26 protein-coding genes are annotated in these 25,950 nt (G+C 64.3%); 17 read left to right on the forward strand and 9 right to left on the reverse strand.

Translation table 11 applies throughout. The features are described from left to right. Window positions 1–96 precede the first annotated feature (96 nt). Complete coding sequence (locus L0F51_RS15130; protein ID WP_234629996.1) at window positions 97–1,629, reverse strand: YifB family Mg chelatase-like AAA ATPase; 1,533 nt, start codon at window positions 1,627–1,629, stop codon at window positions 97–99. A 334-nt stretch (window positions 1,630–1,963) separates the two neighbouring features. On the opposite strand from L0F51_RS15130, the gene L0F51_RS15135 reads away from it, so the two are divergent. Further along, the gene (locus L0F51_RS15135) at window positions 1,964–2,659 is read left to right on the forward strand and encodes a YrbL family protein (protein ID WP_234629997.1); all 696 of its coding nucleotides are present in this window, start codon (window positions 1,964–1,966) and stop codon (window positions 2,657–2,659) included. Window positions 2,660–2,693: 34 nt separating this feature from the next. Here the strand turns inward: L0F51_RS15135 and gshB are convergent, their stop codons facing one another. From gshB to rsmI, 3 genes are all read right to left on the reverse strand, one after another. Next, complete coding sequence (gene gshB / locus L0F51_RS15140) at window positions 2,694–3,641, reverse strand: glutathione synthase (RefSeq protein WP_234629998.1); 948 nt, start codon at window positions 3,639–3,641, stop codon at window positions 2,694–2,696. 90 nt (window positions 3,642–3,731) lie between these two features. Further along, the gene (locus L0F51_RS15145) at window positions 3,732–4,097 is read right to left on the reverse strand and encodes a YraN family protein (protein ID WP_234629999.1); all 366 of its coding nucleotides are present in this window, start codon (window positions 4,095–4,097) and stop codon (window positions 3,732–3,734) included. A gap of 17 nt (window positions 4,098–4,114) precedes the next feature. Then, window positions 4,115–4,978 carry a 16S rRNA (cytidine(1402)-2'-O)-methyltransferase gene (gene rsmI / locus L0F51_RS15150; RefSeq protein WP_234630000.1) on the reverse strand — a complete coding sequence of 288 codons (864 nt, stop codon included), beginning with the start codon at window positions 4,976–4,978 and terminating at the stop codon, window positions 4,115–4,117. Window positions 4,979–5,128: 150 nt separating this feature from the next. On the opposite strand from rsmI, the gene L0F51_RS15155 reads away from it, so the two are divergent. The 3 genes from L0F51_RS15155 to polA all read left to right on the forward strand — a co-directional run bounded on the left by L0F51_RS15155 (window position 5,129) and on the right by polA (window position 10,680). After that, window positions 5,129–6,301 carry a penicillin-binding protein activator gene (locus L0F51_RS15155; protein WP_234630001.1) on the forward strand — a complete coding sequence of 391 codons (1,173 nt, stop codon included), beginning with the start codon at window positions 5,129–5,131 and terminating at the stop codon, window positions 6,299–6,301. Between the two features lie 155 nt (window positions 6,302–6,456). Next, the gene (locus L0F51_RS15160) at window positions 6,457–7,527 is read left to right on the forward strand and encodes an acyltransferase family protein (RefSeq protein ID WP_234630002.1); all 1,071 of its coding nucleotides are present in this window, start codon (window positions 6,457–6,459) and stop codon (window positions 7,525–7,527) included. A 117-nt stretch (window positions 7,528–7,644) separates the two neighbouring features. Next, a complete protein-coding gene (gene polA, locus L0F51_RS15165; protein ID WP_234630379.1) occupies window positions 7,645–10,680 on the forward strand; it encodes a DNA polymerase I in 3,036 nt (1,011 codons plus the stop codon). A gap of 179 nt (window positions 10,681–10,859) precedes the next feature. On the opposite strand, the gene L0F51_RS15170 is transcribed toward polA, so the two are convergent. Then, window positions 10,860–11,180, reverse strand: coding sequence for a hypothetical protein (locus L0F51_RS15170; RefSeq protein WP_234630003.1), 321 nt, complete (start codon window positions 11,178–11,180; stop codon window positions 10,860–10,862). A 261-nt stretch (window positions 11,181–11,441) separates the two neighbouring features. On the opposite strand from L0F51_RS15170, the gene L0F51_RS15175 reads away from it, so the two are divergent. Continuing rightward, complete coding sequence (locus L0F51_RS15175; RefSeq protein ID WP_234630004.1) at window positions 11,442–12,083, forward strand: hypothetical protein; 642 nt, start codon at window positions 11,442–11,444, stop codon at window positions 12,081–12,083. Between the two features lie 3 nt (window positions 12,084–12,086). Here the strand turns inward: L0F51_RS15175 and L0F51_RS15180 are convergent, their stop codons facing one another. Further along, window positions 12,087–12,833: a sulfate transporter family protein gene (locus L0F51_RS15180; RefSeq protein ID WP_234630005.1), complete on the reverse strand. Its 747-nt coding sequence runs from the start codon at window positions 12,831–12,833 to the stop codon at window positions 12,087–12,089. 48 nt (window positions 12,834–12,881) lie between these two features. Between L0F51_RS15180 and L0F51_RS15185 the strand changes: the two genes are divergently transcribed. Further along, on the forward strand, window positions 12,882–13,895 hold the full coding sequence (locus L0F51_RS15185) for an adenosine kinase (protein ID WP_234630006.1): 1,014 nt from the start codon (window positions 12,882–12,884) through the stop codon (window positions 13,893–13,895). Between the two features lie 155 nt (window positions 13,896–14,050). Here L0F51_RS15185 and hslU read toward each other — a convergent pair whose 3' ends face one another. Together hslU and hslV are read right to left on the reverse strand one after the other, a co-directional pair. After that, window positions 14,051–15,361: an ATP-dependent protease ATPase subunit HslU gene (gene hslU, locus L0F51_RS15190; RefSeq protein WP_128290437.1), complete on the reverse strand. Its 1,311-nt coding sequence runs from the start codon at window positions 15,359–15,361 to the stop codon at window positions 14,051–14,053. Next, window positions 15,358–15,924, reverse strand: coding sequence for an ATP-dependent protease subunit HslV (hslV, locus tag L0F51_RS15195; protein WP_234630007.1), 567 nt, complete (start codon window positions 15,922–15,924; stop codon window positions 15,358–15,360). Before hslV ends, hslU begins: the two co-directional genes overlap by 4 nt. A gap of 190 nt (window positions 15,925–16,114) precedes the next feature. On the opposite strand from hslV, the gene hisB reads away from it, so the two are divergent. The 11 genes from hisB to L0F51_RS15250 all read left to right on the forward strand — a co-directional run bounded on the left by hisB (window position 16,115) and on the right by L0F51_RS15250 (window position 24,796). Then, a complete protein-coding gene (gene hisB / locus L0F51_RS15200) occupies window positions 16,115–16,708 on the forward strand; it encodes an imidazoleglycerol-phosphate dehydratase HisB (protein WP_234630008.1) in 594 nt (197 codons plus the stop codon). Between the two features lie 2 nt (window positions 16,709–16,710). Beyond that, entirely contained in the window at window positions 16,711–17,235 is a 525-nt protein-coding gene (locus L0F51_RS15205) for a DUF2628 domain-containing protein (RefSeq protein ID WP_234630009.1), read from the forward strand. Continuing rightward, complete coding sequence (gene hisH, locus L0F51_RS15210; RefSeq protein WP_234630010.1) at window positions 17,232–17,873, forward strand: imidazole glycerol phosphate synthase subunit HisH; 642 nt, start codon at window positions 17,232–17,234, stop codon at window positions 17,871–17,873. Before L0F51_RS15205 ends, hisH begins: the two co-directional genes overlap by 4 nt. A gap of 7 nt (window positions 17,874–17,880) precedes the next feature. Beyond that, window positions 17,881–18,615 carry a 1-(5-phosphoribosyl)-5-[(5-phosphoribosylamino)methylideneamino]imidazole-4-carboxamide isomerase gene (gene hisA, locus L0F51_RS15215; RefSeq protein WP_234630011.1) on the forward strand — a complete coding sequence of 245 codons (735 nt, stop codon included), beginning with the start codon at window positions 17,881–17,883 and terminating at the stop codon, window positions 18,613–18,615. Between the two features lie 97 nt (window positions 18,616–18,712). Then, window positions 18,713–20,680, forward strand: coding sequence for a bifunctional diguanylate cyclase/phosphodiesterase (locus L0F51_RS15220; protein WP_234630012.1), 1,968 nt, complete (start codon window positions 18,713–18,715; stop codon window positions 20,678–20,680). A 186-nt stretch (window positions 20,681–20,866) separates the two neighbouring features. Then, window positions 20,867–21,658, forward strand: a complete 792-nt coding sequence (gene hisF, locus L0F51_RS15225; protein ID WP_234630013.1) for an imidazole glycerol phosphate synthase subunit HisF — start codon at window positions 20,867–20,869, stop codon at window positions 21,656–21,658. Next, a complete protein-coding gene (locus L0F51_RS15230) occupies window positions 21,655–21,993 on the forward strand; it encodes a phosphoribosyl-ATP diphosphatase (RefSeq protein WP_234630014.1) in 339 nt (112 codons plus the stop codon). Before hisF ends, L0F51_RS15230 begins: the two co-directional genes overlap by 4 nt. Next, a complete protein-coding gene (coaA, locus tag L0F51_RS15235) occupies window positions 21,981–22,946 on the forward strand; it encodes a type I pantothenate kinase (RefSeq protein ID WP_234630380.1) in 966 nt (321 codons plus the stop codon). The genes L0F51_RS15230 and coaA overlap by 13 nt, the downstream gene beginning before the upstream one ends. Before the next feature lie 2 nt (window positions 22,947–22,948). After that, window positions 22,949–23,686 carry an orotidine-5'-phosphate decarboxylase gene (gene pyrF, locus L0F51_RS15240; protein ID WP_234630015.1) on the forward strand — a complete coding sequence of 246 codons (738 nt, stop codon included), beginning with the start codon at window positions 22,949–22,951 and terminating at the stop codon, window positions 23,684–23,686. 11 nt (window positions 23,687–23,697) lie between these two features. After that, window positions 23,698–24,009 (forward strand): DUF1330 domain-containing protein, encoded by a 312-nt coding sequence (locus L0F51_RS15245; protein ID WP_128290448.1) that lies wholly within the window; start codon window positions 23,698–23,700, stop codon window positions 24,007–24,009. 4 nt (window positions 24,010–24,013) lie between these two features. Then, on the forward strand, window positions 24,014–24,796 hold the full coding sequence (locus L0F51_RS15250; protein ID WP_234630016.1) for a molybdopterin-synthase adenylyltransferase MoeB: 783 nt from the start codon (window positions 24,014–24,016) through the stop codon (window positions 24,794–24,796). A 36-nt stretch (window positions 24,797–24,832) separates the two neighbouring features. Here L0F51_RS15250 and L0F51_RS15255 read toward each other — a convergent pair whose 3' ends face one another. Further along, window positions 24,833–25,831 (reverse strand): D-glycerate dehydrogenase, encoded by a 999-nt coding sequence (locus tag L0F51_RS15255; RefSeq protein WP_234630017.1) that lies wholly within the window; start codon window positions 25,829–25,831, stop codon window positions 24,833–24,835. Between the last annotated feature and the right edge of the window lie 119 nt (window positions 25,832–25,950).

The following is a 25,950-nucleotide window of genomic DNA, read 5'->3' on the forward strand; positions in this document are numbered from 1 at the left end:
CATCCCCCCTGCGGATGATCGCGGGAAGAGGCTCGAGCGCCCCTTTTCGGCATCACTCGGCCTTTGGTTTCCGCGGCTTTTCCGCGGATGCGCGCCTCATGCGGCCGCGGCAAGCAGAGACGCGCTCTGGCGGTAGCTCAAGGCCTCCGCCACATGGATGCGGCGCACCTTTTCCTCCTGGTCGAGGTCGGCGAGCGTGCGCGCGACCTTGAGGACGCGGTGGTAGCCGCGCGCCGATAAGCCCATCGCTTCCGCGGCATCGCGAATGAGACGGGCACCGGCCTCGTCCGGAGCTGCGACATCTTCCACCACGCGACTGCCGGCGCGCGCATTGATGCGCAGGCCCGGCAGGCCGCGGGACATGTAGCGCTCCGCCTGCATCGCACGCGCCGCCGCCACACGCTCGCGCACGGCCGCACTCGGCTCCGCCTCGGCCGGCCCGATCAGATCGATGGCGGAGAGTGCCGGCACCTCGATGCGAAGATCGATGCGGTCGATCAAAGGCCCTGAGAGCCGGGCCTGATAATCGGCCGCACAACGGGCGCCGCGCCGGCAGGTATGCCCGGGCTCGCCCGCCATACCGCAGCGACACGGGTTCATCGCCGCAATCAATTGAAACTCAGCCGGGTAGGTGACCCGGTGATTGGCGCGCGCGATGACGGCTTCGCCGGTTTCGAGCGGCTGGCGCAGCGAATCCAGCACGGCCGGCGTGAATTCCGGCAATTCATCGAGGAAGAGCACGCCGTGATGGGCAAGCGACACCTCGCCCGGACGCGCATTGATGCCGCCGCCGACCATCGCCGCCATGGAGGCCGAATGGTGTGGCGCCCGATAGGGTCGCTGGCTCGACAGCCGCCCGCCGGCAAGTGTCCCCGCGATCGAGGAGATCATCGACACGTCGAGGAGTTCGCGCGGCGCAAGCGGCGGCAAGATCGAAGGCAGCCGGCTCGCCAGCATCGATTTGCCGGCCCCCGGAGGGCCGATCATCAGCATGTTGTGGCCACCGGCTGCGGCAATCTCCAACGCCCGTTTGGCGCTCTCCTGACCGCGGATCTCTGAGAGATCGGGAAGGGCCTCGCTCGCGGCGCGAAGTGCGGGCTTGGGCTGGGACAGGACCTGACTGCCGGCGATGTGATTGGCGAGCGCAATCAGGCTCTTCGGCGCCAGAATGGCGAGTTCTTCACCGGCCCACGCAGCCTCCCCGCCGCAGGTGGCGGGGCAGATGAGCCCCTTCTTCAGCGCATTGGCACTGATGGCGGCCGGCAGCACACCCGCCACCGCTTCGATGCGACCGTCGAGGCCGAGTTCCCCAAGCACCACATGATCGCTGACGGCATCGCCCGGAATGGCGCCCATCGCCGCCATCAGGGCAAGCGCGATCGGCAGATCATAATGGCTGCCTTCTTTCGGAAGGTCTGCCGGGGCGAGATTGACGGTGATGCGCTTGGCCGGAAGCGCGAGACCCGACGCATGAATCGCCGCCTGCACACGTTCTCGACTTTCCGCCACCGCCTTGTCGGGCAGGCCGACAATGTTGAAGAGCGTGCGCCCCGGCGCGATCAGCACCTGGACATCGACGGGGATCGCCTCGACCCCGCGAAAAGCCACTGTCGTAACGCGAGAAACCATCGTCCCCACCCCCGTTCTGATTGCAGAATGACTCAGCTTTTGGAGGATGACAAGAACGAAAAAGGAACACGATCCGAGAGGCGCACCTGTTGCGCAAGAGAAACAATATGAAACGCATCAGTCACTTTTTTGCGTTTCCGGGCCCCCAGTCCTTGAAACCGTCACGCCCGCGGACTTTATGACAAATACATAACATTCGCGGCGGATCGACGCTGCGGGTGCGAACAGGCGGCCGGGGCACATGGTCTGCGATTCGATTGAAAAGAGGCGCGCTTCGGCGCGCCTAAGGGCGTTTTTTGCGCCGGTTTGGGCGTTCGTCGCCGGACCGGAAACGATGCACGCGCAAGCGGACCGGCGGTCCGAGGCGGGCATCGTCAATCTCAGCCGGGCGATCCCGTTTGCGCGCGGAGGTCGACGGCTCTGCTTTGTCGATCCCTCACGCAAAGATCGCGGGATCAAGGTGCGGCGACCGGATTACACGCTGGCCGACCAGCGCCGGTCAAAGGCCGCGTGGAAGCGTCTGCGACCGCTCGTGCGCTTCGACGACAACCGTCAGGACGAGCACATTCTGCGCCGCCTCGGCCAGGTCCGCGGCGAGGCAGCCTTCGCGCATGTTGCGCGGCAGTTCGGCTTCCTACGGACAAGCCTCGGGATGGGGCTCTCGGTGGAGCTCATTCGCGACGGCGACGGCGAGATCTCACGCACGCTCGAAAGCTATCTGACGATCCACGGCTATTCGCCGGAATGTCAGGCGGCCGTTGAGACGTTTTGCGACCATCTCGTCACCTATCGCGTGCCGACGCGAAAAATCATGTTGTGCAATGTTCTCGTCCAGGAAGACATCGACGGCCAAATCCGCCGGCTCGTCCTCATCGACGATTTCGGCACGACCAATTATTGCCCGTTCTTCCTGCGCACCGACGCGTCGCAAGAACGCAAGGTGTTGCGCAAGGTCGACGATTTCGTCGCCCGCATTCACGGCTTCGTCGCCGGCGAGGTGATGCCGTCGGCCGTCTCGCTTCTCGACTGAGCCAGGCTTGAGGGCGGGGGTTCTGCCCCGCCCGTCAGCCCACGCAGCGCTGTTCGATCGCGTCCCACACCATCGCAGCCGCATCGATATCCGAAAAACGCTGCAACTCGCGGATGCCTGTCGGCGAGGTGACGTTGATCTCCGTCATCACGTCGCCGATCACGTCGATGCCGACGAGAATGAAGCCGCGCGCCTTGAGTTCCGGGCCAATGCGCGCGCAGATTTCGCGGTCGCGGTCGGTGAGATCGGCGGCGACAGCCTTGCCGCCGACATGCATGTTCGAGCGCGCATCACCCACCGCCGGGATCCGGTTGATCGCACCGGCGGGCTCGCCGTCGACGATGATGATGCGTTTGTCGCCCTTGCGGATCTCCGGCAGATAGCGCTGCACGACGAAGGGCTCGCGGAAGGTCGTTTCGAAAAGTTCGATCAGCGAGGACAGGTTTTCGTCCCCCTCGCTGATGCGGAAAACGGCGGCACCACCATTGCCGTAGAGCGGCTTCAAGATGATGTCGCGGTGCTTTTCGCGGAAGGCGCGGATCGCTGCGATGTCGCGGGAGATCAACGTCTCGGGCATCAGATCGGAAAATTCGGTGACGAAGAGTTTTTCCGGCGCGTTGCGCACATGGGCCGGATCGTTGACGACGAGGGTCTTCGGGTGAACGCGCTCCAAGAGATGCGTCGCCGAGATATAAGCCATGTCGAAGGGCGGATCCTGACGCATCAGGACGACATCGAAATCTTCGAGCCCGAGCTGCTGATCCGCCTCGTCGAGCTCGTAATGGCGGCCGACCTCGTCGGCAACGCTCACCGCCCGCATGCGGGCAAAGACGCGGCCGGCTTCCATCGAAAGGTGCCGCGGCTCGTAATAGAAGAGGCTGTGGCCGCGCTTTTGCGCCTCCAGCATCAGCGCGAAGGTAGTATCGCCGCGAATATCGATCTGAGCGATCGGATCCATCTGCACTGCGACTGAAAGGGCCATTGGTCTCTCCGTTCTTCTGGCTTCTGCGTTAGCCGCGCTTCATTCCCGATGCAATCAAGTGGCCCGATGCAATCGAGTGGCCGGAGGCATTCAATTGGGAGGGCGAAAGGCGTCCGCAAGATGCCGAGGCAAACGAAAAGGCGAAACGAGAACGAGATCGAAGCGCTGCGTGAATTGCATGGCGGCGGGATGCCGCGAGGTCCAAACGCTTGCGGCGGCGCCGATGCGCCTTTCGCTGCGTGGGGTAAGCGCCCAGTCTGCCGCTGCTCTTTCACCGCGAAGCTTCACCTCGACGAAGGCGACGGTGCGGCCGCGACGGGCAATGAGATCGATCTCGCCAAGTGGCGTCCGGTAGCGGCGTGCGAGGATCCTATACCCCTTCATCATGAGGAAGAGCGCCGCCGCCATCTCGGCCATATGGCCCTGTCGGTAGGCCCGGCGCCGCTTCTCGCTCATTCAGTGCCCCCCGTCTCTCACTCCTTGCCGAGCGACAGCGCACGCTGATAGAGCGCGCGCCGCGGCAGGCCGGTTTCCTCCGCAACCTCGCGGGCGGCATCCTTGACCCCCATCGTGCCGAGACGCTCGGCGAGCATGCGGTCCAGATCGGCCTCATCGAAGCCTTCACCCGCCTCCCTGGGGGCTGGGGGCCCGATCACGACGACAATCTCGCCTTTGTCCTGTTCGCCCGCCGCGTCGGCAAGATCGGCGAGCGAACCACGCAGGAACGTCTCGTGCAGCTTCGTCATCTCCCGGCACAGACAGACGGGCCGATCTCCGAGGATCTCGTTTGCGTCGCGGGCGAAGGCCTGGAGCCGATGCGGCGCTTCCAGAAGAACGAGGGCGAAGGGAAGATCGGCGAGCCGCCGAAGCGCGTCGCGCCGGGCTTTCTCCTTCGCCGGCAGAAAACCCAGAAAGAGCGTCGCCTCGGCCGAAATCCCGGCAACGCTCAAGGCCGCGGTGAGGCTCGAGGCGCCGGGGATCGGATGGACGGCAACACCTTCGGCGACCGCACGCGCGACGAGCCGCGTGCCGGGATCGGAGACGACCGGCGTGCCGGCATCCGTGACGAGCGCCACGGCCTCGCCCTCCGCCATCAGCTTCACGAGGCGGTCGTCGACATCGGGATGGGAATGTTCGTGATAGGCGGTGAGGCGGCTGGTGATGCCGTAGCGCGACAGAAGTTTGCGGGTGACCCGGGTGTCTTCCGCCGCGATCACATCGGCCGCGGCCAGAACCTCCAGCGCGCGAATGGTGATGTCGCCGAGATGACCGATCGGCGTTGCCGTGACATAGAGGCCCGGCTCGAGATGCGGCGCCGTCAGTTCGTGGCCCCGCATGACGAAAATTCTATCTCTGTCTCCGGCCATTCTCTGCGGCTGCCCTTGAGACGGCGCCACGCGCCGCTTATGACGAATGCCTAGGATCCAAAAGGGGGCCTGGCAACCATTCCGGGCGGGAGAGACGACGTGTTCAGGCGAAATTTTTCGATGCCGAATGGCCTTTTCGGCTGGTTCGCGACAGCTCTCGTTTTCCTGTTTCTGGCGGGATGCACCTCGATGTCGGGGAACGGCGGCGGCAACCTGCCGGTCAATCAGGGGCCTGCCGCGCCGACCGGAGAGGTCATCGGCAGCGGCACCACGCGGGTCGCCATGCTTTTGCCGCTGACGGCGACGGGCAATGCCGGCACCGCCGCGCGGGCCTTCCGCAATTCCGCCGAGATGGCGATGAGCGACTTTCCCAACGTGCCGATCTCCCTCATCGTCTATGACACCGGCGGCACGCCGGCAGGCGCGCAGGCGGCCGCCGAAAAGGCCGTCTCGGAAGGAACCAAGATCGTTCTCGGACCGCTTTTCGCCTCATCGGTCAGCGCCGCAGCACCCGTGGCGCGCCGCGCCAATGCGCCGATGGTGGCCTTCTCGTCCGACACCGCAGTTGCCGGCCCGGGCGTTTATCTCCTGAGCTTCCTGCCGGGCTCCGATGCTGAACGCATCGTCTCCTATGCGGCGAGCGAAGGGCGGGAATCCTTCGCCGCGCTCCTGCCCAACAACGCCTATGGCACCGTCGTCGACGCGGCCTTCCGCCAGGCGGTCGCCAATGCGGGCGGACGGGTCGTCGCGATCGAGCATTACGACCTCAACGACACCGATATCCGGGCGAAGACGGCCGATATCGCGGCCATTTCCTCGCGCATCGATGCGCTTTTCATTCCCGACGCCGGTCAGGCGCCAGCCCTCATCTCGCAGGCGCTCGGCTCCGCCGGCAGCAATATCAAGCTTCTTGGCAGCGGCCAGTGGAACGATCCGGCCGTCCTCAACAATGGCGCGCTCGCCGGGGGCTGGTTTCCGGCGCCGACGCGGCGCACCTTCGACGGGTTCGCCGCACGCTACCGGGCGGCCTATGGCTCGGAGCCGCCGCGCAACGCGACGCTTGCCTACGATGCCACGGTTCTGGCGGCCGGGCTGGTGCGGCAGAATCCCGACGACGCGTTCGCCGCGAGCCTTCTCACCAATGCGAACGGCTTCAACGGTGTCGATGGCGTCTTCCGGCTCAAATCGGACGGCACCAATCAGCGCCAGCTCGCCGTCTACGAGGTCACCGGCTCGGGCGCCCGTCTGATCGACGAAGCCCCCCGTTCCTTCTCCGGCGCCGGCGGTTTCTGATAGCCGAAGATTGCGGCATGCAGCCCGCCCGACCCGACGGAGCAGCCTTCCGGCAACAATCCCTGCAATTTTAACTGTCTTTTAGAATATGTCGCGACGCCGCGGAGCAAGCTTCGCATAGTAGACGGGGTTTCTTCCGAAAGAAGGATCGCGCCATGGATGCGGCCGGCACAGCGACCACCTCAGCACGAACGCGCGTCGCATGGGTCGACGTCGCCAAGGGGTTTTGCATCATCATGGTGGTGATGATGCATTCGACGCTGGGGGTGGAGAAGGCGGTCGGCGCCAACGGCTGGATGAATTACGTCGTCGAATTCGCCCGCCCCTTCCGGATGCCCGACTTCTTCATGATTGCAGGGCTTTTTCTGTCCGCCCGCATCACCGCGCCCTTGCGCCTCTATGTCGACCGCAAGATCCTGCATTTCGCCTATTTTTACGTGCTCTGGCTCACAATCCAGTTCGTTCTGAAGGCGCCCGAATTCGCCTCGGATTATGGCTGGGACGGCGCTTTGCTGTTCTACCTGAAGAGCTTCGTAGAGCCTTTCGGCACGCTCTGGTTCATCTACCATCTGGCGATCTTTTTTGCCGTGACGCGCCTCGTTCATGGCCGCGTGCCGGCCTGGCTCGTCTGGCTGGTGGCGGCCGGGCTTGAAATCGCGCATATCGACACCGGCTCGATGCTGATCGACGAATTCGCCTCGCGCTTCGTCTATTTCTACACGGGCTTCATCCTCGCCGATGCGATCTTCCGTTTTGCGGATCGGGCCGACCGACATCTCCTTTTCGGTGTCGGCTATCTCGCGGCCTGGGGCGTCCTCAACGCGGCCTGTGTTTTCGGCGGCATCTCGAAGCTTCCCGTCGTTTCGCTCGGCCTCGGTTTCGCGGGGGCGGTCGCGGTCTGCACCTTCTCCGTCTTGCTGGCGAAGACGCTCGTTTCGCGTCCCCTCACCTATCTCGGCGCCAATTCGATCGTCGTCTATCTCGCCTTCTTCCTGCCGATGGTGGTGACCCGCACCGTCCTTTTGAAGCTCGGCCTCATCACCGATATCGGCACGATCTCGCTTCTCGTCACCGCGGCGGGCGTCATCGGCCCGGTCATCTTGTATGAATTCACCCGACGCACCGGCTGGGGCACCTTCCTGTTCGTGCGGCCCGCCTGGGCCCGGATCGACCAGCCCTGGCGCCGCGAGCCCGGGCAGAAGGCGGCGATCGCCCCGGCGGAGTAAATCTCCTCTTCGCAGGGGATGCCGCCTGGGCCGGATCGGTTCTGCTTGAAATCGGAGGCGCGGCAGTCAAATCTCCGCGCCATGAGCTCCTCCGAAAAATCCGCCTCCGGCGCCGGCATGACATCCGGCGATCATCTCGTCCTCGTCGACGGCTCGGCCTTCATCTTCCGCGCCTTCCATGCGCTGCCGCCTTTGACACGCAAATCCGACGGCCTGCCCGTCGGCGCCGTCTCCGGCTTCTGCAACATGATCTGGAAGCTCCTGCAGGAGGGGCCGACGCCGGAAAAGGGCGACGAACCCACTCATTTTGCCGTCATCTTCGATTATTCGGCGAAGACGTTCCGCAACGACATCTACCCCGCGTACAAGGCGCATCGGCCCGAACCGCCGGAGGATCTCGTTCCGCAGTTCAGCCTGATCCGCGACGCCACGCGTGCCTTCAACCTCGCCTGTGTCGAACAGCAGGGATGGGAGGCGGACGACCTCATCGCCACCTATGCGAAGCTCGCCTGTGAGGCCGGGGCGCGCACGACCATCATCTCCTCCGACAAGGATCTGATGCAGCTGATCGGGCCCTCCGTCATCATGTTCGACACGATGCGCGACCAGCTGATCGATGCCGAATTCGTCATGCAGAAATTCGGCGTCTTCCCCGACAAGATGATCGATCTGCAGGCGCTGACCGGCGATCCGACCGACAATGTGCCGGGGGTGCCGGGCATCGGGCCGAAGACCGCCGCGCAGCTCCTGCACGATTACGGGGATCTCGAAACGCTTCTCTCTCGCGCATCGGAGATCAAGCAGAACAAGCGCCGCGAGAACCTCATCGAATTTGCCGAGCAGGCGCGCATCTCCAAAAAGCTCGTCGAACTCTCCACGAGCGTGCCGCTCGAGGTGCCGCTCGGCGATCTCGCCGTAGAAAGCCTCGATGCGGCGAAAGCGATCGGTTTCTGCAAGGCGATGGAGTTCAACACGCTGACACGCCGCATCGCCGAAAAGATGGAGGCCGATGCGGCGGCGATCTCAGCGCCGACACTCGAGATCGCGGGGTGGGGCGCAGGCCCCGCCGCGCACGGCCCGGACCTTGCCGAGACGAAGGGGGACGGTACGGACAGTGTCGCAGCGCCTGTCGACGGCGCCTTCGCCGACGAACGCGGCTTCCTGGCGGCCCCGGCCGATCTTGTGCGCCAGCGCGCCGAGACGGCGACTGAACCGAAGATCGATCCGAGCTCTTACGAATGCGTGCGCACGATCGAGGCGCTGGAGGCCTGGATCGAACGTGCCTATGCGGCGGGGCGTCTTGCCTTCGATACGGAGACGACGAGCCTCAATCCCTTGCAGGCGACGCTGTGCGGCGTCTCGCTCGCCGTGGCACCGGGTGAGGCGTGTTACGTGCCTCTCGGACACCGCCGCCCCGATGCTGCCCCCCATTCCGACCTGTTTGGCGGGGGTGCGGAGACGGGAAAGGCCCGTGAAGCCGGGGCGGAGGGCGGTGCCGACTCTCTCTCTTTTTCCGATCCAAGCGATAGTGACTATACGCAGATCGGGGAAGCCAGGGCTCTCGAACTCCTGAAGCCGCTCCTGGAAGACCCGACGATCCTCAAGATCGGTCAGAACCTCAAATACGACTGGCTGCTCCTCAAAGCCCGCGGCATCGAGATCGCAAGTTACGACGACACGATGCTGATTTCCTACGCGCTCGATGCCGGTTTCGGCCAGCAGCACGGCATGGACATTCTCTCGGAGCGCCATCTCGGCCACAAGCCGATCGCCTATAAGGACGTCTGCGGCACGGGTCGCGACAAGGTCACCTTCGACTTCGCGCCGATCGACCGCGCCACCTCTTATGCCGCCGAGGACGCCGACGTCACACTGCGGCTTTGGCTGGTCTTGAAGCCGCGCCTTGCTGCCGAAGGGCTCACCAATGTCTACGAGCGGCTGGAACGGCCGCTTCTGCCGGTACTCGCCCGCATGGAAGAGCGCGGCATCAAGGTCGATCGAGACATCCTCTCGCGCCTTTCCGGACGCTTTACCCAGAAAGCGGCAGGGCTCGAGGCGGAGATCGTCGAGATGGCGGGCGAGAGCTTCAATATCGGCTCGCCAAAGCAGCTCGGGGAGGTTCTCTTCGGCAAGCTCGGCCTGCCGGGCGGCCGCAAGACCAAGGGCGGGCAATGGTCGACGGACGTCAAGGTGCTGGAGGATCTCGCAGCCGAGGGCCATCCCCTGCCGATGAAGATCGTCGCCTGGCGCCAGCTCACCAAGCTCAAGGGCACCTATACCGACGCCATCCCCTCCTATCTCGACACACGCGGGCGGGTGCACACGTCTTATTCCCTCGCCTCCACGACGACGGGCCGCCTCTCCTCTTCCGAGCCGAATCTGCAGAACATTCCTGTCCGCACCGAGGAGGGACGCGAAATCCGCACCGCCTTCGTAGCGGAGGAAGGCACCCGCCTCGTCTCGGCCGATTATTCGCAGATCGAACTTCGGATTCTCGCCCATATCGCGGAAATCCCGGCGCTCCGCCGCGCCTTCGAGGACGGGCTCGACATTCATGCGATGACGGCCTCGGAGATGTTTGCAACGCCGATTGAAGGCATGGACCCGATGATCCGCCGCCGCGCCAAGGCGATCAATTTCGGCATCATCTACGGCATTTCGGCCTTCGGGCTCGCCGCCCAGCTCGGCATCGGCCGCGAGGAGGCGGGCGACTACATCAAGACCTATTTCAAGCGCTTCCCGGGCATCCGCGATTATATGGAGGAGACGAAGGAGAAGGCGCGCGACAAGGGCTATGTCGAGACGCTCTTCGGGCGCCGGGCGCATTTCCCGAACATCAAGCACTCCAACCATTCGATCAGGTCAGGGGCGGAACGCGCAGCGATCAACGCGCCGATCCAGGGATCGGCGGCCGATATCATCCGCCGCGCCATGATCCGCATGGAAGATGCCCTCGCCGAGGCCAAGATTTCCGCGCGCATGCTCCTGCAGGTGCATGACGAATTGATCTTCGAAGTGCCGGAAGAAGAGGTGGAGGCGAGCCTTCCCGTCATCCGCGAGGTGATGGAAAAGGCGGCGGAGCCGGCCGTGGCGCTCCGGGTCCCGCTGCAGGTCGATGCGCGCGCTGCCGGCAATTGGGAAGCGGCGCATTAGGCAGCTGATCGAGTTGCCCGCGGTCATGGCGGACCGGACGAGCGCCGACATGGCGCAGCGTTAGGCGGACAATTGTCAGGCGGACATGCGCGCGCCCGGCCTCTCCTCACCGGCGAGACCGGGCGCGATGCAATCCTGCGGCCGGCATGCGTCGACCGCAATCGACAACGAAGCTTCCGTTACGCGGCGCTGCCGCCCGCACCGTTCGCAGGACCGGCCGGGGCCAGATCCAGAACAGCGCCCGACGCCTTCGGCTCGATCGGCTGCAGCTGCTTGCGTTCCTCGTCGGTCCACGTGGCGATATGGATCACCGCCGCCGGCTCGCCGGGCTGGCTCGGATCATTCACCGGTTCCAGGACGAGAAGGCCGGTGTTGTCGACGTAAAACGTATGGTCGCCGAAGTTCTGCTTCAGCGGCTCCATAGCCGGGTTGTCTTCCGGAATGGGTTCGGCACCCACGGTCTCACGGACCGCGGCAATCTGGTTGTCGCTGAGTTTCAAGCATAGCCCCCAAAGTTCGGGGTTCGGACCCGACGCCACCGAACGTCTGCGGGTCCATCTGTTGGGCGAATAGGCGGCGCCATTCCTCGCAGGTAGGCGCCCCACCTGGCTCCGCAAGGGGCGGAAAGCGCGCCCGGCGCGTTTTTATGCAGCCATTTCGTGTATTTTTGCAGTTTGACGTTGTTCCGGAGGCTTCACATTGTGGGGAACAGCGAGAGGAAGCTCGGGTTTCGTCCATGAGCCAATTCCGAGGAGATAACGATGGCCGCATCGAAATCGGCGCGCATCAAGACGCTCCTGGAGCGTCACGGGACCACTTATTGCGACGAACTTGGCATCCCGATCGCGAAAAACACGCCCTCCCCCCTGTTTCGCTGGCTGACCGCTTCGATCCTGTTTTCCGCGCGCATCAGCGCCGACAATGCCTTTCGCGCAGCAAAAGCCTTGGCGGACGCCGGCTACACGACACCCGACAAAATGGCTGCCGCGAGCTGGCAGGACCGCGTCGACGTCCTCACCTCGCATGGCTATGCCCGCTACGACGAGAGCACGTCGCGGATGCTCGGTGAGACCTCGGAGCTGCTTCTCGAGAAATATCGTGGCGATCTCAGGAAATTGCGCGAGGCGGCCGACGAGGAGCCGGCCCGGGAACGCAAGCTCCTGAAGGAATTCAAGGGCCTTGGCGATGTCGGCGTCGACATCTTCTTCCGCGAGGTACAGCCGGCCTGGGACGAGCTTTTCCCCTTCGCCGACAAGAAGGCTTTGTCTGCGGCGAAAAAACTCGGTCTCGGCGAGGATGCCGAGGAGCTCGCGAAACAGGTGTCCCACAAGGATTTTCCGCGCCTTGTCGCGGCGCTCGTCCGCGCCGACCTTGCGCGCGATCTCGGCGACATCTCCGGTTGATTGTCAGGCGGGAGCGAGCAACCCGCCGGGTCTGCGCTCAGATTTTTGGATGCGCTTGTGCACATGCACCATGAAGGCGGTGGCAAAAAGCGGCGCCAGGAGATTGACGAGAGGCACGGCGGTGAAGCCCGCGATCACGAGGCCCGCCAGGAAGATGCGGCCGGAATGCCGGAGCCTGAGGATCTTCGCCACGCGCCGATCGTGAAAACGCCGCGCCGCGAGATCGAAATATTCCCGGCCGAGAAGGTAGCCGTTGGCGACAAAGAAGATGACGACACCGAAGCCGACGAAGAGAACGAGAGGCAAGGCGACGAGATTGACGCCGACGACCACGAGCGTGAACTGCAACGTGGTGAGAATGCCCTCCATCAAGGGGAGCGCCCTTCCCAACGGCTCGTTCGGATAATGGTTCTTCTCCACCACCTCGGCGATCTCGTCGAGGAAAATGCCGGCGAAAAGCGAGGTTGCCGGCGCCGCCAGGAAAGCAAGCCCGACGACGAGACCGATGCCGGAGACGATCGTCAGACCGGTTTCGAGCCAGGGATAGGGCAGCGCCAGAAAGTGCACGACGAGCCCTTCGAGGACCAGCCACAAGACGAGCAAGAGCCCGAGCGTCAGGCCGACCGACTTCCACAACACGTTGCGGAACGGCGGCGAGAGGATTTCTTCCAAAGAACGTTGGGCATCGTCGAACATGGCGGCGAAGAGATAGGAAAAGCGCGACGACCGGGCAAGCGCCGAGATTTGCAAAGCACCGCCCGATCGGCTACCGCGCAAAAACCTTTTGGAGGGGAGCGAATGGCCGAACGGAAATACGATGTCCTGGCGATCGGCAATGCCATCGTCGATGTGCTGGCACAGGCGGACGATGCTTTTCTCGTCAGCGAAAAACTCGTCAAAGGCTCCATGCATCTGATCGAGGCCGATCGCGCCGAGACGCTTTACGACACGATGGGTCCGGGCCAGCTCATCTCCGGCGGCTGCGCCGGCAATACGGCGGCGGGTGTGGCATCTCTGGGCGGTGCGGCAGCCTTCATCGGCAAGGTGGCGGACGACGAGCTCGGCCATTTCTACCGTCACGACATGCAATCGGTCGGTATCGCCTTCCCCGCGAAGCCGCTGGCGGAAGGAGCACCGACGGCGCGCTGCCTCATTCTGATCACGCCTGATTCCGAGCGCACCATGAACACCTATCTCGGTGCCTGCCAGGAGCTCACCCCAGCCGACATCGACAAGGCGACGGTGGAAGCTGCGGAAATCACCTATCTCGAAGGCTATCTGTGGGACCCGCCGAAAGCGAAGGAAGCGTTCCGCACGGCCTCCGAGATCGCCCATGGCGCCGGCCGCAAGGTGGCACTCACCTTGTCGGATTCCTTCTGCGTCGATCGCTTCCGGGCGGAATTCCGGGAGCTGATGCGCAGCGGTGTCGTCGACATCGTCTTCGCCAACAACCATGAGGTTCTGGCTCTCTACGAGACGAGCGACCTTGCGACCGGCATCGAGTCGCTCGCGGCGGATGTCGACCTCGCCGCCGTCACGCTCGGCGCGGAAGGCTCGCTCGTGGTGCGCGGAGCCGAACGCATCACCGTTCCGGCACCCGAGGTCGAGACGATCCTCGACAAGACCGGCGCCGGTGACCTTTACGCTTCGGGCTTTCTCTTCGGCCTTGCCCGCAGCGCGCCGCTCGGCCGCTGCGCGGAGCTCGGCTCGCTCGCCGCGGGCGAGATCATTTCCCATCTCGGCGCGAGACCGCAGGCCTCGCTTCGGAGTCTCGCGGAACAAGAGCGTTTGTTGGCAGGGCTCGCAGCCTGACCCTGCAAAGCCGATAAACGCTCTTATGCTCAGCCATTTAGAATATCAGTCAATCGACTGACTAAAAAAGCGGGGCGCGATCTGATGTCGTGCCCCGCTCATATTGCAACACGAAGCCTCGTCCGGCCGGCCGGTGCGAAGCTCAGAACAAAAGCCTAGAGAATGAAGCGGCTGAGATCGGCATTTCGGGCCAGATCGCCGACATGTTCCTCCACATAGGCGGCGTCGATCGTGACCGTCTCGCCATGCCGATCCGGCGCGGTGAACGAGATCTCGTCGAGGATCCGCTCCATCACGGTCTGCAGCCGCCTTGCGCCGATATTCTCCACGCTGGAATTGATCTCCACACCGAGCCGCGCGATCGCGTCGATGGCATCGTCGGTGAATTCCAGCGTCACGCCTTCGGTCGAAAGAAGCGCCACGTACTGCTTCACGAGGCTTGCTTCCGTCTCCGTCAGGATGCGGCGGAAATCTTCCTCCGTCAGCGCCCTGAGCTCCACACGGATCGGCAGGCGGCCCTGCAGCTCCGGCAGAAGGTCCGACGGCTTCGACACATGGAATGCGCCTGAGGCCACGAAGAGGATGTGGTCGGTCTTCACCGGCCCGTGCTTGGTCGCAACCGTCGTGCCTTCGACGAGCGGCAAGAGATCGCGCTGCACGCCCTCGCGGGAGACATCGCCGCCGGCGCGCCCATCGCGAGCGCAGATCTTGTCGATCTCATCGAGGAAGACGATGCCGTCGTCTTCCACCGCGCGGATGGCCTCCTGCACGATCTGGTCGTCGTCGAGGAGATTGTCGGATTCTTCGGCGATCAAGAGATCGTAGGAATCCTTGACGAGCGTCTTGCGCGTCTTGGTGCGGCCCTGGCCGAAGGCTTTGCCCAGCATCTCGCCGACATTCATGACGCCGACGGAGGCACCCGGCATGCCCGGCACCTCGAAGGCGCCCATCGGGTTGGAGACGTCGCGCACCTCGATCTCGATCTCCTTGTCGTCGAGGAGACCTTCGCGCAGCTTGTGGCGGAAGCTGTCGCGGGTCGTCGGGCTCGCATGCTGGCCGACGAGCGCGTCGAGAACCCGCTCTTCGGCCTGCAGATGCGCCTTCGCCTGCACTTCCTTGCGCTTCATCTCGCGCACCATGGCGATGCCGGCCTCAACGAGATCGCGGATGATCTGTTCGACGTCGCGGCCGACATAGCCGACCTCGGTGAATTTCGTCGCTTCCACCTTGATGAAAGGCGCATTGACGAGCTTGGCGAGGCGGCGGGAAATCTCGGTCTTGCCGACACCGGTCGGGCCGATCATCAGGATGTTCTTCGGCAGAACCTCTTCACGCAGCGGGCCTTCCAGCTGCTGGCGGCGCCAGCGGTTGCGAAGGGCGATGGCGACGGCACGCTTCGCCTCTTTCTGGCCAATGATGTAGCGGTCGAGCTCCGAAACGGTCTCGCGGGGGGAAAAGGTTGTCATGAGGCGGACTCCGCCGTGAGGCTTTCGACGATGATGTTGTGATTGGTGTAGACGCAGATCTCGGCTGCGATCTGCATGGCGCGGCGGGCAATGTCCTCCGCGTCGAGATCGGAATCGCCGAGCGCCCGAGCGGCGGCGAGAGCGTAATTGCCCCCGGAACCGATGGCGGCCACGCCTTCCTGCGGCTCCAGAACGTCGCCGGTGCCGGTCAGAACCAGCGTCGTCTGCTTGTCGGCGACGATCATCATCGCCTCCAGGCGGCGCAAATAGCGGTCGGTGCGCCAGTCCTTGGCGAGCTCCACGCAAGCGCGCATGAGCTGGCCCGGATATTGTTCGAGCTTGGCTTCAAGCCGCTCCAGAAGCGTGAAGGCGTCCGCAGTCGCACCGGCAAAGCCGGCGATGACATCGCCTTTGGCGAGCGGGCGGACCTTGCGGGCATTGGCCTTCATCACGGTCTGACCCATGGTCACCTGGCCGTCGCCCGCGATCACGACTTTGCCGCCCTTGCGAACGGTCACGATGGTCGTGCCGTGCCAGGGGGCGGCGGGATCGAATTCTGTCACTGATTGCTCCTTGTCAGCGGATGCGGGTGAGCCGTGGAGGCCTCGACCGGCACCCCCTCTTTCTGTGCAGGTTGACCCCTATTTAGGCATGCGCGGCCGGCCTGCAAACGCGCTGCGGCATGTCGGGTGCGTACAGCGCATTTGCAATGGTCCCGCCCGCTGGTAAGACGGGCGGCGAAGGAGAGCCGTGATGCGCAAGGCCGAGCTGAGCCGCGACACCAGCGAAACCAAGATCAGCCTCGCCATCAATGTCGATGGCGGCGGGCGCTACGATGTCGAGACGGGCATCGGTTTCTTCGATCACATGCTGGAGCAGCTCTCGCGCCACTCCCTGATCGACCTGACGCTGAAGGCCGACGGCGATCTCCACATCGACCAGCACCACACGGTCGAAGACGTCGGCATCGCACTCGGCCAGGCGCTCGACCGTGCGCTCGGCGACCGGCGCGGCATCACCCGCTACGCCTCGCTCGATCTCGCCATGGACGAAACGCTGACGCGCGCGGCCGTCGACGTGTCGGGCCGGCCCTATCTCGTCTGGCGCGTCGGCTTTGCGCGCCACAAAGTGGGCGATTTCGACACGGAGCTCTTCAAGGAATTCTTCCAGGCGTTTGCCCAGAACGCCCGCATCACGCTCCATATCGAGAATCTTTACGGCGAGAACGCCCACCACGTCGCCGAGACCTGCTTCAAGGCGGTGGCACGCGTGCTGCGGCAGGCGCTTGCGCTCGATCCGCGGATTGCCGACGAGATTCCCTCCACCAAGGGCACGCTGACGGCTTGAGCATGTTTTCCAGGACGACCCATTACACGGTGCATCTGCCGCCCGAAAAAGAGGGCGTCGATGGAGCCCTGCGCGCCGTTTTCGTTAAGGACGGGATGAACTGGCCGGCACTTGTCATCCCGTTCCTGTGGCTTCTCTACCGGCGCATGTGGCTGCCGCTCCTGCTCTACCTCGTGGCAAGCGGGGCGGTTGCGGCACTCGGCTTCCGCTTCGGGGAAGCGGCGGCGCAATGGTGCGGCCTTCTCTTTGCGATCCTCTTCGCGCTCGAGGCCAACAATCTCCGCCGCTGGTCCCTGTCGCGCCGCGGCTGGCGCGAGGCGGGGGCGGCCTCCGGCCGCTCCGAGGACGAGGCTGCGATCCGCTTTTTCGGCGGGCGGGACGACGAATTCGCCGCGCCGAGGCCGATCGCCTCGCGGCCCGTCGTTCCCGAAGTTGCGCCGGCCCGCCCGCGCGGGCGTCCGTGGTCGGCCGCCGGCGATCGCGACACGCCGGAGGTCATGGGGCTCTTTCCGGAGAGGGGCGGATGAGCGTTGCGATTATCGATTACGGTTCGGGCAATCTGCGCTCGGCCGCCAAGGCGTTTCAGCGGTCTGCGCGCGAAAGCGGCTATGCCGGCGAGGTCGCCGTCACCTCCGACCCGGAGGTCGTGCGGCGCGCCGACCACATCGTTCTGCCGGGCGTCGGCGCCTTTGCCGATTGCCGCCGCGGGCTCGACGGCGTTCCTGGCATGGTGACGGCGCTCGAGGAGACCGTCATGAAGGTCGGTCGCCCTTTTCTCGGCATCTGCGTCGGCTGCCAGCTGATGGCGACACGTGGGCTTGAGAAGGAAACAACGGCGGGCTTCGGCTGGATTCCGGGCGACGTCGTCGAGATCAGCCCGAAAGATCCAGAACTCAAGATCCCGCATATGGGCTGGAACGAGCTCGTCGGGCGCCATCCCCATCCGCTTCTCGCCGGCATCGACGAGGCGCTCGACGCCTATTTCGTCCATTCCTATCACGTTGTGGCGGCCGTTCCCGAACATGTGCTCGCGACGGCCGATTACGGCGGGCCGGTCACGGCGATGATCGGTCGCGACAACATTGCCGGCACGCAGTTTCACCCCGAAAAGAGCCAGGCGCTCGGCCTGGCGCTGATCGCCAATTTCCTCAACTGGCGTCCGTGAGGCCGCAATGATCCTGTTTCCCGCGATCGATCTGAAGAGCGGCGAATGCGTGCGCCTGAAGCGTGGCGAGATGGGCGAGGCGACGACCTACAACGCCGATCCTGCGGCGCAGGCGCGCGCCTTCGCCGATATGGGTTTCACCTGGCTGCACATGGTCGATCTCGATGGGGCCTTCGCCGGCGAAAGCCGTAACGGTGCAGCCGTCGAAGCGGTGCTGGCGGCCACCGGCGACCGTCTCAAGGTGGAGCTCGGTGGCGGCATCCGTTCCATGGCGCAGATCGAGGCCTGGCTTGAAAAGGGTGTGACGCGGGTAATTCTGGGCACGGCAGCCTTGCGCGATCCGGACCTGGTGAAGGACGCGGCGGGACAATTTCCAGGGCGCATCGCCGTCGGTATCGATGCGCGCGACGGAAAAGTCGCGGTGGAAGGCTGGGCGGAAACCTCCGACATGGAGGCGCAGGACCTCGCCAAGAGCTTCGAAGACGCCGGGGTCGCGGCCATCATTTATACCGACATCGACCGCGACGGCGTTCTTGCCGGGATCAATTGGGAGGCGACGATCGCCCTTGCGGAGCACGTCTCGATTCCGGTCATCGCCTCCGGCGGTCTCGCCTCGATGGCCGATATCGTGCGCCTCACCATGCCCGATGCTGCGAGCCTTGAAGGCGCGATCACCGGGCGGGCGCTCTACGATGGCCGCATCGATGCTGACGCCGCGCTCCAACTGCTCAACGCGCTCTGAAACGTAGTCTTTCATTCACCACGCCAGATCGGGTAATTTGAGATAAATACACCCTGCGCGTATGACATTTTCGTCTGCGCAATGTAAGGTTGCCAGAATGTCATCTGGCCGTGGTTTCCTGCCTGGTTTCGTGCTCCTGATCCTGCCCGTCGTGGCGATTGCCGCGGCGATCTGGGTCGGGTCGGACACAATCGAACGCGGCCTGCAGCTCAACGCGGCCAACACCACCTCGGCCTGGGCGAAGTATATGACTGCCAGCATCGCCGATCTGGAGGAGATCGCGGCGGGGGCAGAACCGTCTCCGGAAACGCTGGCGACCCTCAACAAAATCCGAGAATCGGCCGAGGTCTTTCGCGTCAAGCTGTTCGGGCCGAACGGCAATCTCCGCATGATCCTCGACGACCACGAGCTTTCGGACGTCGACAAGGCATCTTTAGCGCAACACAACCCTGAAGCCGCTGTCGCGGCGGCAGGCGGCGCAATGCAGATCGAAGTCGCGCATGGCACACCGCCCGAGCGCCCTGCCTATTATTCGGAAGCCTACGTGCCTCTGCGCAAGGATGGCAAAACCATCGCCATCGCCGAGATCTACGTCGACCAGACGGACGAATTCGAGGCCATTCAGGCGACCGTGGCCCGCAGCGCCATCCTTCTGTCCATCATCATTCTGATCGCCTCAGGCGTCCCGGTCTTCGGCTTCGTCCAGCGCTACAACGCGAAGCGACGAGCCGATGCGCGGGCGGCGTACGCGGCTGAGCATGACGGCCTGACGGGCCTTCTCAATCGCAGCGGCTTCATCGCCCGCAAGCGTGGGCTCCTTGCCAAGGCGAAGCCCGTCGTCGTCGTCTCGCTCGGGATCGATCGCTTCGGCGCCGTCAACACCGCCTTCGGACCGGAGCGAAGCGACTACATTCTCTTGGAAGCGGCGGAGAGATTGAAAAGCCTCGCCGAGCCCGAAGCGATCGTCGGCCGCGTCAGCGGTACGGAATTCGCCTTCGCCATGAACGTCAACGATTTGAAGGACGGCGCTCGCCTTGCCGAACGTGCCCTGAAGCTCATCCGGCGCGGCTTCGTGGCCGACGGCCACGTGATCAATCTCACGGCAAGCGCCGGGCTCACCCTCGCCGAGAAGGGCGAGCATCCCGGCAGCCCCTTATCGCGCGCCAATGTCGCCATGTGCCGCTCACGGGCGAAGGGCGGCGATCGGCTCACGATCTTCGATCGGCGCATGGGCGCGGAACTCGAAGCGGGACGGGACCTGGAAACCGTGCTTCGGGCCGCCGTGGAGCACGAGCGTTTCGAGCTCTATTATCAGCCGATCTTCACGGCAAAGGATCGCTCGCTCACCGGTTTCGAAGCCCTGCTGCGCATGCCGAACGGGGAAGGCGGTTTCGTCTCGCCGGCACGGTTCATCCCGCTTGCCGAACAGCTCGGCCTCATCCACCGTATCGGCCGCCTGGCGCTCAACCGCGCCTGCGAGGCCGCGAAGACCTGGCCCGGCGGATACAAGGTCGCAGTCAATCTTTCGCCGGTGCAGTTCGATTCCCGCAACATCGTGGAAATCGTGCGCCAGGCCCTCGCCAAGAGCGAACTTCCACACGAAAGGCTCGAGCTCGAGATTACCGAGGGCGTTCTGTTGATCGATTCTCTCGACGCCGTGCAGCAGCTGAGCCAGCTCCGCGAGCTCGGCGTGAAACTGGCGCTCGACGATTTCGGCACGGGTTTCTCTTCCCTCGCTTATCTCTGGAAGCTCCCGGTCGATAAGGTGAAGATCGATCAATCCTTCCTGCGCGCGATGGAATCGCAAGACGATGGAGCTGCGGCAATCATCCGCTCCATCGTCGTCCTCGGCCATTCGCTCGGGCTGGCCGTGACGGCGGAAGGTGTGGAGACATCCGAACAGCTCGATTTCCTCGAGGAGATCGGCTGCGATTTCCTGCAGGGCTACCATCTAGGACGTCCGGCATCGGCGGAAGCTGCTGCGAGCCTTGCCCGCAAAGCCGCGGAGGAGCGCGACGGCCAAAATGCCGCGCGGGCCCGCGAGCACGGCGCCGTGGCTTCCTGACCGCGTCCCGGCCGCAGTTTCGCACCCGCGCGACGCGCGGGCGGCCGATGAGCCCGCAAGCTCCCGACTCTTCGTCTTCTTCAAAAAATCCATCCGCGATGGCTTGTTGTAACGCACCTTATGCCGCCGCTATAAGGGCCGCCGTTGCGCATCCGCGCTGAAGCTGAAAAGCCTTCGGAGCACTCCTTGCTCAAAGCCCGTGTCATCCCGTGTCTCGACGTCAAGGACGGCCGTGTCGTCAAAGGCGTCAATTTCGTAGATCTCATCGACGCCGGAGATCCGGTGGAAGCCGCCAAGGCTTACGATGCGGCCGGCGCCGACGAACTTTGCTTCCTCGACATCACCGCCAGCCACGAGGAGCGCGACACGCTCCTCGACGTTGTCGCCAAAACGGCGGAGCAATGCTTCATGCCGGTCACTGTGGGCGGCGGCGTGCGGACCGTTGACGATGTCCGCCAGCTTCTCCTTGCCGGCGCCGACAAGGTTTCCGTCAACACCGCCGCCGTCAACGATCCGAGCTTCGTCGGCCGGGCCGCCGACAAGTTCGGCGATCAATGCATCGTCGTCGCCATCGACGCCAAGACGGTGACTCCAGGCCGGTGGGAGATCTTCACCCATGGCGGCCGCAAGCCAACCGGCATCGACGCCATCGAATTTGCCCGCGAAGTCGTGTCTCTGGGCGCAGGCGAGATCCTTCTCACCTCCATGGACCGCGATGGAACGAAGACGGGCTTCGACCTCGCATTGACGCGGGCGGTCGCCGATGCGGTCCGCGTTCCGGTCATCGCCTCCGGCGGTGTCGGGACGCTCGATCATCTGGTGGAAGGCATCCGCGACGGCCATGCAACGGCGGTGCTCGCGGCCTCCATCTTCCATTTCGGCACCTTTAGCGTCGCTGAAGCCAAGGCCCATATGGCGCGCGCGGGCATTCCCGTGCGCTCGCTTCCGCAGGAGAAAGCCCGGATGGGCATGTCATGACCGATTTCACGCTGGAAGAGCTCGCCGCCACGATCGGCGCGCGCGCCGCCTCGGGCGACGACAATTCCTATACTGCGAGGCTTCTCGGCAAAGGCGTCGCAAAATGCGCCCAAAAGCTCGGCGAAGAAGCCGTCGAAGCCGCGATCGCGGCTGCGGAGCGCGACAACCAGGCGCTCACCAAAGAGGCGGCCGACGTTCTCTATCATCTCCTCGTCCTCCTGCACGCCGCCGGTGTCTCCTTCGACGAGGTCAAGGCCGAGCTTCAGAGCCGCACCGGGCAGAGCGGTCTCGATGAGAAGCGCTCGCGCTGCCCCACCGCCGACTGGAAGAGCTGATGGATCAAGTGTCGCCGCGCTCGCTCTCGCCCTATCGGTATTTCAGCGTCGAGGAGTGGTCGAAACTGCGCGCCGACACGCCGATGACCTTGTCGGCGGAAGAGGTCCATGCGCTCAAGTCGATGAACGACCCGATCTCCATCAGCGAGGCGGAGGCGATCTATCTTCCTTTGTCGCGCCTTCTGTCCTTCCACGTGGAAGCCAAGGACAAGCTTTATGCCGTGCGCTCGAAATTCCTCGGCGCAAAAGAAGGCAAGATGCCGTTCATCATCGGCATCGCCGGCTCCGTGGCCGTCGGCAAATCGACCACCGCCCGCATCCTGAAGGAGCTGATGGCACGCTGGCCGGGCCATCCGCGCGTCTCCCTCGTCACGACCGACGGCTTTCTCTATCCGAACGCGGTTCTGGCGAAGCAGGGCATGATGGAGCGCAAGGGATTTCCCGAGAGCTACGACGTCACGACGCTTCTGCGCTTTCTCTCCGACATCAAGGCCGGCAAGCGCGAGGTCACAGCCCCGGTCTACTCCCACCTCACCTACGATATCGTGCCGGGCGAGACTTTGACCGTCGATCAGCCGGACATTCTGATCCTCGAAGGCCTCAACGTGCTGCAGACACGGGACCTGCCGCGGGACGGAAAGGAAGTCCCCTTCGTCTCCGACTTCTTCAACTTTTCCATCTATATCGACGCGGACGATAACGTCATCCGGCGCTGGTATATCGACCGCTTCATGAGCCTCAAGGGAACGCGGTTTACCGATCCGAGGTCGTATTTTCACCGCTACGCCAATATCGAAGACGACGAAGCGCGCCGCGTCGCCGAGGGTCTCTGGGAGCGCATCAACCTCGTCAATCTCGACGAGAACATCCGCCCGACGCGACCGCGGGCCGATCTCATCATCGGCAAGGCGGGCGACCATTCGGTGAATGAAGTGGCGCTGAGGAAATTGTGAAGATGCTCGACACCCAGAATTCTGCGGCAGGCCGCGATATTCGCCCGCGCAACGCGCGCGATCGGCTGATCGTCGGTCTCGACCTTCCCGATCTTGCAACCGCCCGCGCCATGGTGGAGACGCTCGGCGATACGGTGACGTTCTACAAGATCGGCATGGAGCTGGTCTTTGCGCGCGGTCTTAGCCTGATCGAGCCGCTTCGGGCGGAGGGAAAGCGCGTCTTTCTCGATATGAAGCTGCTCGATATCGACAATACCGTCGCCGGAGGCATCGCCAATCTTGCCCGGCTCGGGGCAACGCTCACCACCGTTCATGCCTATCCGAAGGCAATGCGCGCGGCCGCCGCGGCGCGCGCTGACGCCAATCTCGGACTTCTTGCCGTCACCGTTCTCACATCCATGGATGACGCCGATCTCGATGAGGCGGGTTATGCGGAAAGTGCCGCCGAGCTCGTTCGCCGCCGCGCCGCCCAGGCCAGAGCCAGCGGCATCGACGGCATCGTCTGTTCGCCACTCGAGGCCGAGGCGATGCGTGCGCTTCTCGGTCCCGACATGCTGATCGTGACCCCCGGCGTGCGCCCGACATCCGCAACGAGCGACGACCAGAAGCGCGTGATGACGCCGGCCGACGCATTGCGGGCCGGCGCCGATTACCTCGTCGTTGCCCGGCCGGTGGTCAAGGCCGCCGATCCGAAAGCCTCAGCCCAGGCGATTGTGGACGAAATCGAAGCGAATTGCTGAAGGAGGGAAGAATGCCGAAGGGCTATTGGATCGCCCGCGTCGATGTGCGCGACCCCGAGCGCTACAAGGATTATGTCGCCGGCGCTGCCCCCGCCTTTGCCCGCTTCAAGGGCAAGTTTCTCGTCCGCGGCGGCCCGATGCATTCGCTGGAAGGAAATTCGCGCGCCCGCAACGTGGTCATCGAATTTGCCTCCGTCGACGATGCGCTCGCCTGCTACCATTCGCCCGAATACCAGGCCGCGCGCGAGCACCGGGTGGCGGTGGCGGATGCGGAGCTCGTGATCGTGGAAGGCTATTCGGGGCCGCAGCCCGGCGCGTCCTGAACCGATGCCGGAGACGCCCCTCCCCGACGGTGCGCCCCAATCGGCGGAACCGGATCTCAGTGCGGAGGAAATCGCGCGCTACGCGCGCCATATCGTCCTGCCCGAGGTCGGAGGCCCCGGCCAGAAACGCTTCAAGCGCACGCGCGTCCTCATCGTCGGAGCCGGGGGGCTCGGCTCACCCGTCGCCCTTTATCTTGCGGCCGCCGGCATCGGCCGGCTCGGCCTCGTCGATGACGACGTCGTCTCGCTCTCCAATCTGCAGCGGCAGATCATTCATGCGAGCGCCGATCTCGGCATGGCGAAAGTGGAGAGCGCGCAAAGAGCGCTTTCCCGAATCAATCCGCATGTCGCCGTCGACACGCACAGGACACGGCTGACGAAGGAGAACGCGTCCGATCTCGTCACCGGCTACGACATCGTCGTCGATGGCTCCGACAATTCCGCCACGCGCTTCCTTCTTCCGGACATCTGCGAGGCAGCCCAAAAACCGCTGGTGACAGGCGCGGTCGGCCGCTTCGACGGCTCGGTGACGACGCTTTTACCCTTCAAGGACGACAATCCGCGTTACCACGATCTCTTTCCGAAGCCCCCGCCTGAGGGGCTCTTACCGAGCTGTGCGGAAGCGGGAATTCTGGGTGCGCTCACCGGCGTCGTCGGGTCGATCCAGGCCCTCGAGGTCATGAAACTCGCGGCAGGCTTCGGCGAGCCTCTGATCGGGCGGCTTCTCCTCTACGACGCCCTTTCCCAGCGCTTCGAGACGATCACCTACAAGCGCCGCAAGAGCTGAGCCTCATTGTGCCGGAGCGCCGTCGGCGCGCGACGGCTAGACCGAAAGCGGCAGCACGCGGTCCGGCGGCTTGTGGCCATCCATCCAGGTGCGGATGTTGATGATCACCTTCTCGCCCATCTCGATGCGGCCCTCGATCGTGGCCGAGCCCATATGCGGCAGAAGCACCGCCTTGCCTTCCTGGGCAAGCTTGATGAGCTTCGGATCGATTGCGGGCTCGCCTTCGAAGACGTCGAGGCCGGCGCCGGCAAGCGAGTTCGTCTCCAGGCATTCGATCAACGCCGCCTCATCGATGACCTCGCCGCGCGCGGTGTTCACCAGATAGGCATCCGGGCGCATCAGCTTCAGACGCCGGCGGGAAAGAAGGTGGAAGGTGGCCGGGGTGTGCGGACAATTGACGGAGATGATGTCCATGCGCGCCAGCATCTGGTCGAGCGAATCCCAATAGGTCGCTTCCAGGTCTTCCTCGGTCTTCGGATCGACGGGCCGGCGGTTGTGATAGTGGATCGACAGGCCGAAGGCCTGGGCGCGGCGCGCGACCGCCGTGCCGATCCGCCCCATGCCGACGATGCCGAGCCGTTTTCCCCAGATGCGGTGGCCGAGCATCCAGGTCGGCGACCAGCCGGGCCATGGCAGGCCGTTCGGCAGGATCTGGGCTCCCTCCGCCAGCCGCCTTGGGACGGCGAGGATGAGCGCCATGGTCATATCGGCCGTGTCGCCCGTCAAAACGTTCGGCGTGTTGGTGACGGTGATACCGCGCTCATAGGCGGCCCCGATATCGATGTTGTCGATGCCGTTGCCGAAATTGGCGATGAGCTTCAAGTTCGGTCCGGATTGGGAAAGCGCTGCGGCGTCCAACCGATCGGTGACCGTCGGCACGAGCACGTCCGCGGTGCGCAACGCCTCCACCAGCTCCGCCTGCGACAGCGGTCGGTCATCCAGATTGAGGTCAGCGCGAAACAGCTCTCGCATGCGCGTCTCCACCGGATCGGGGAGTTTGCGCGTTACGATGACGTGCGGTTTCGCCTTGGTCATGCACCACCTCTCCTTGGCGGCCCCCGCGGGAGCGACCGGCTGCCTTTAACATCTCTCTAGCAAAGGGCTGCTCAAAAACAAGGAACGAAGCGGCGCTTGGCCTCGCGGCGGAATGGCGC

Source organism: Afifella sp. H1R (assembly GCF_021462425.1).
GTDB classification, from domain to species: Bacteria; Pseudomonadota; Alphaproteobacteria; order Rhizobiales; family Afifellaceae; genus Afifella; species Afifella aestuarii.

Bases quoted from the DNA above. Each gene is read 5' to 3' on its own strand.
- L0F51_RS15175 (WP_234630004.1), top strand. From the start codon at position 11,442: ATGGCCGCATCGAAATCGGCGCGCATCAAGACGCTCCTGGAGCGTCAC.
- pyrF (WP_234630015.1), top strand. From the start codon at position 22,949: ATGCTCGACACCCAGAATTCTGCGGCAGGCCGCGATATTCGCCCGCGC.
- L0F51_RS15145 (WP_234629999.1), bottom strand. From the start codon at position 4,097: ATGAGCGAGAAGCGGCGCCGGGCCTACCGACAGGGCCATATGGCCGAG.
- rsmI (WP_234630000.1), bottom strand. From the start codon at position 4,978: ATGCGGGGCCACGAACTGACGGCGCCGCATCTCGAGCCGGGCCTCTAT.
- hisB (WP_234630008.1), top strand. From the start codon at position 16,115: ATGCGCAAGGCCGAGCTGAGCCGCGACACCAGCGAAACCAAGATCAGC.
- L0F51_RS15155 (WP_234630001.1), top strand. From the start codon at position 5,129: ATGCCGAATGGCCTTTTCGGCTGGTTCGCGACAGCTCTCGTTTTCCTG.
- hslU (WP_128290437.1), bottom strand. From the start codon at position 15,361: ATGACAACCTTTTCCCCCCGCGAGACCGTTTCGGAGCTCGACCGCTAC.
- L0F51_RS15250 (WP_234630016.1), top strand. From the start codon at position 24,014: ATGCCGGAGACGCCCCTCCCCGACGGTGCGCCCCAATCGGCGGAACCG.
- gshB (WP_234629998.1), bottom strand. From the start codon at position 3,641: ATGGCCCTTTCAGTCGCAGTGCAGATGGATCCGATCGCTCAGATCGAT.
- L0F51_RS15245 (WP_128290448.1), top strand. From the start codon at position 23,698: ATGCCGAAGGGCTATTGGATCGCCCGCGTCGATGTGCGCGACCCCGAG.
- L0F51_RS15230 (WP_234630014.1), top strand. From the start codon at position 21,655: ATGACCGATTTCACGCTGGAAGAGCTCGCCGCCACGATCGGCGCGCGC.
- L0F51_RS15160 (WP_234630002.1), top strand. From the start codon at position 6,457: ATGGATGCGGCCGGCACAGCGACCACCTCAGCACGAACGCGCGTCGCA.
- L0F51_RS15205 (WP_234630009.1), top strand. From the start codon at position 16,711: ATGTTTTCCAGGACGACCCATTACACGGTGCATCTGCCGCCCGAAAAA.
- hisH (WP_234630010.1), top strand. From the start codon at position 17,232: ATGAGCGTTGCGATTATCGATTACGGTTCGGGCAATCTGCGCTCGGCC.
- L0F51_RS15185 (WP_234630006.1), top strand. From the start codon at position 12,882: ATGGCCGAACGGAAATACGATGTCCTGGCGATCGGCAATGCCATCGTC.
- L0F51_RS15130 (WP_234629996.1), bottom strand. From the start codon at position 1,629: ATGGTTTCTCGCGTTACGACAGTGGCTTTTCGCGGGGTCGAGGCGATC.
- polA (WP_234630379.1), top strand. From the start codon at position 7,645: ATGACATCCGGCGATCATCTCGTCCTCGTCGACGGCTCGGCCTTCATC.
- L0F51_RS15255 (WP_234630017.1), bottom strand. From the start codon at position 25,831: ATGACCAAGGCGAAACCGCACGTCATCGTAACGCGCAAACTCCCCGAT.
- hisA (WP_234630011.1), top strand. From the start codon at position 17,881: ATGATCCTGTTTCCCGCGATCGATCTGAAGAGCGGCGAATGCGTGCGC.
- L0F51_RS15135 (WP_234629997.1), top strand. From the start codon at position 1,964: ATGCACGCGCAAGCGGACCGGCGGTCCGAGGCGGGCATCGTCAATCTC.
- L0F51_RS15220 (WP_234630012.1), top strand. From the start codon at position 18,713: ATGTCATCTGGCCGTGGTTTCCTGCCTGGTTTCGTGCTCCTGATCCTG.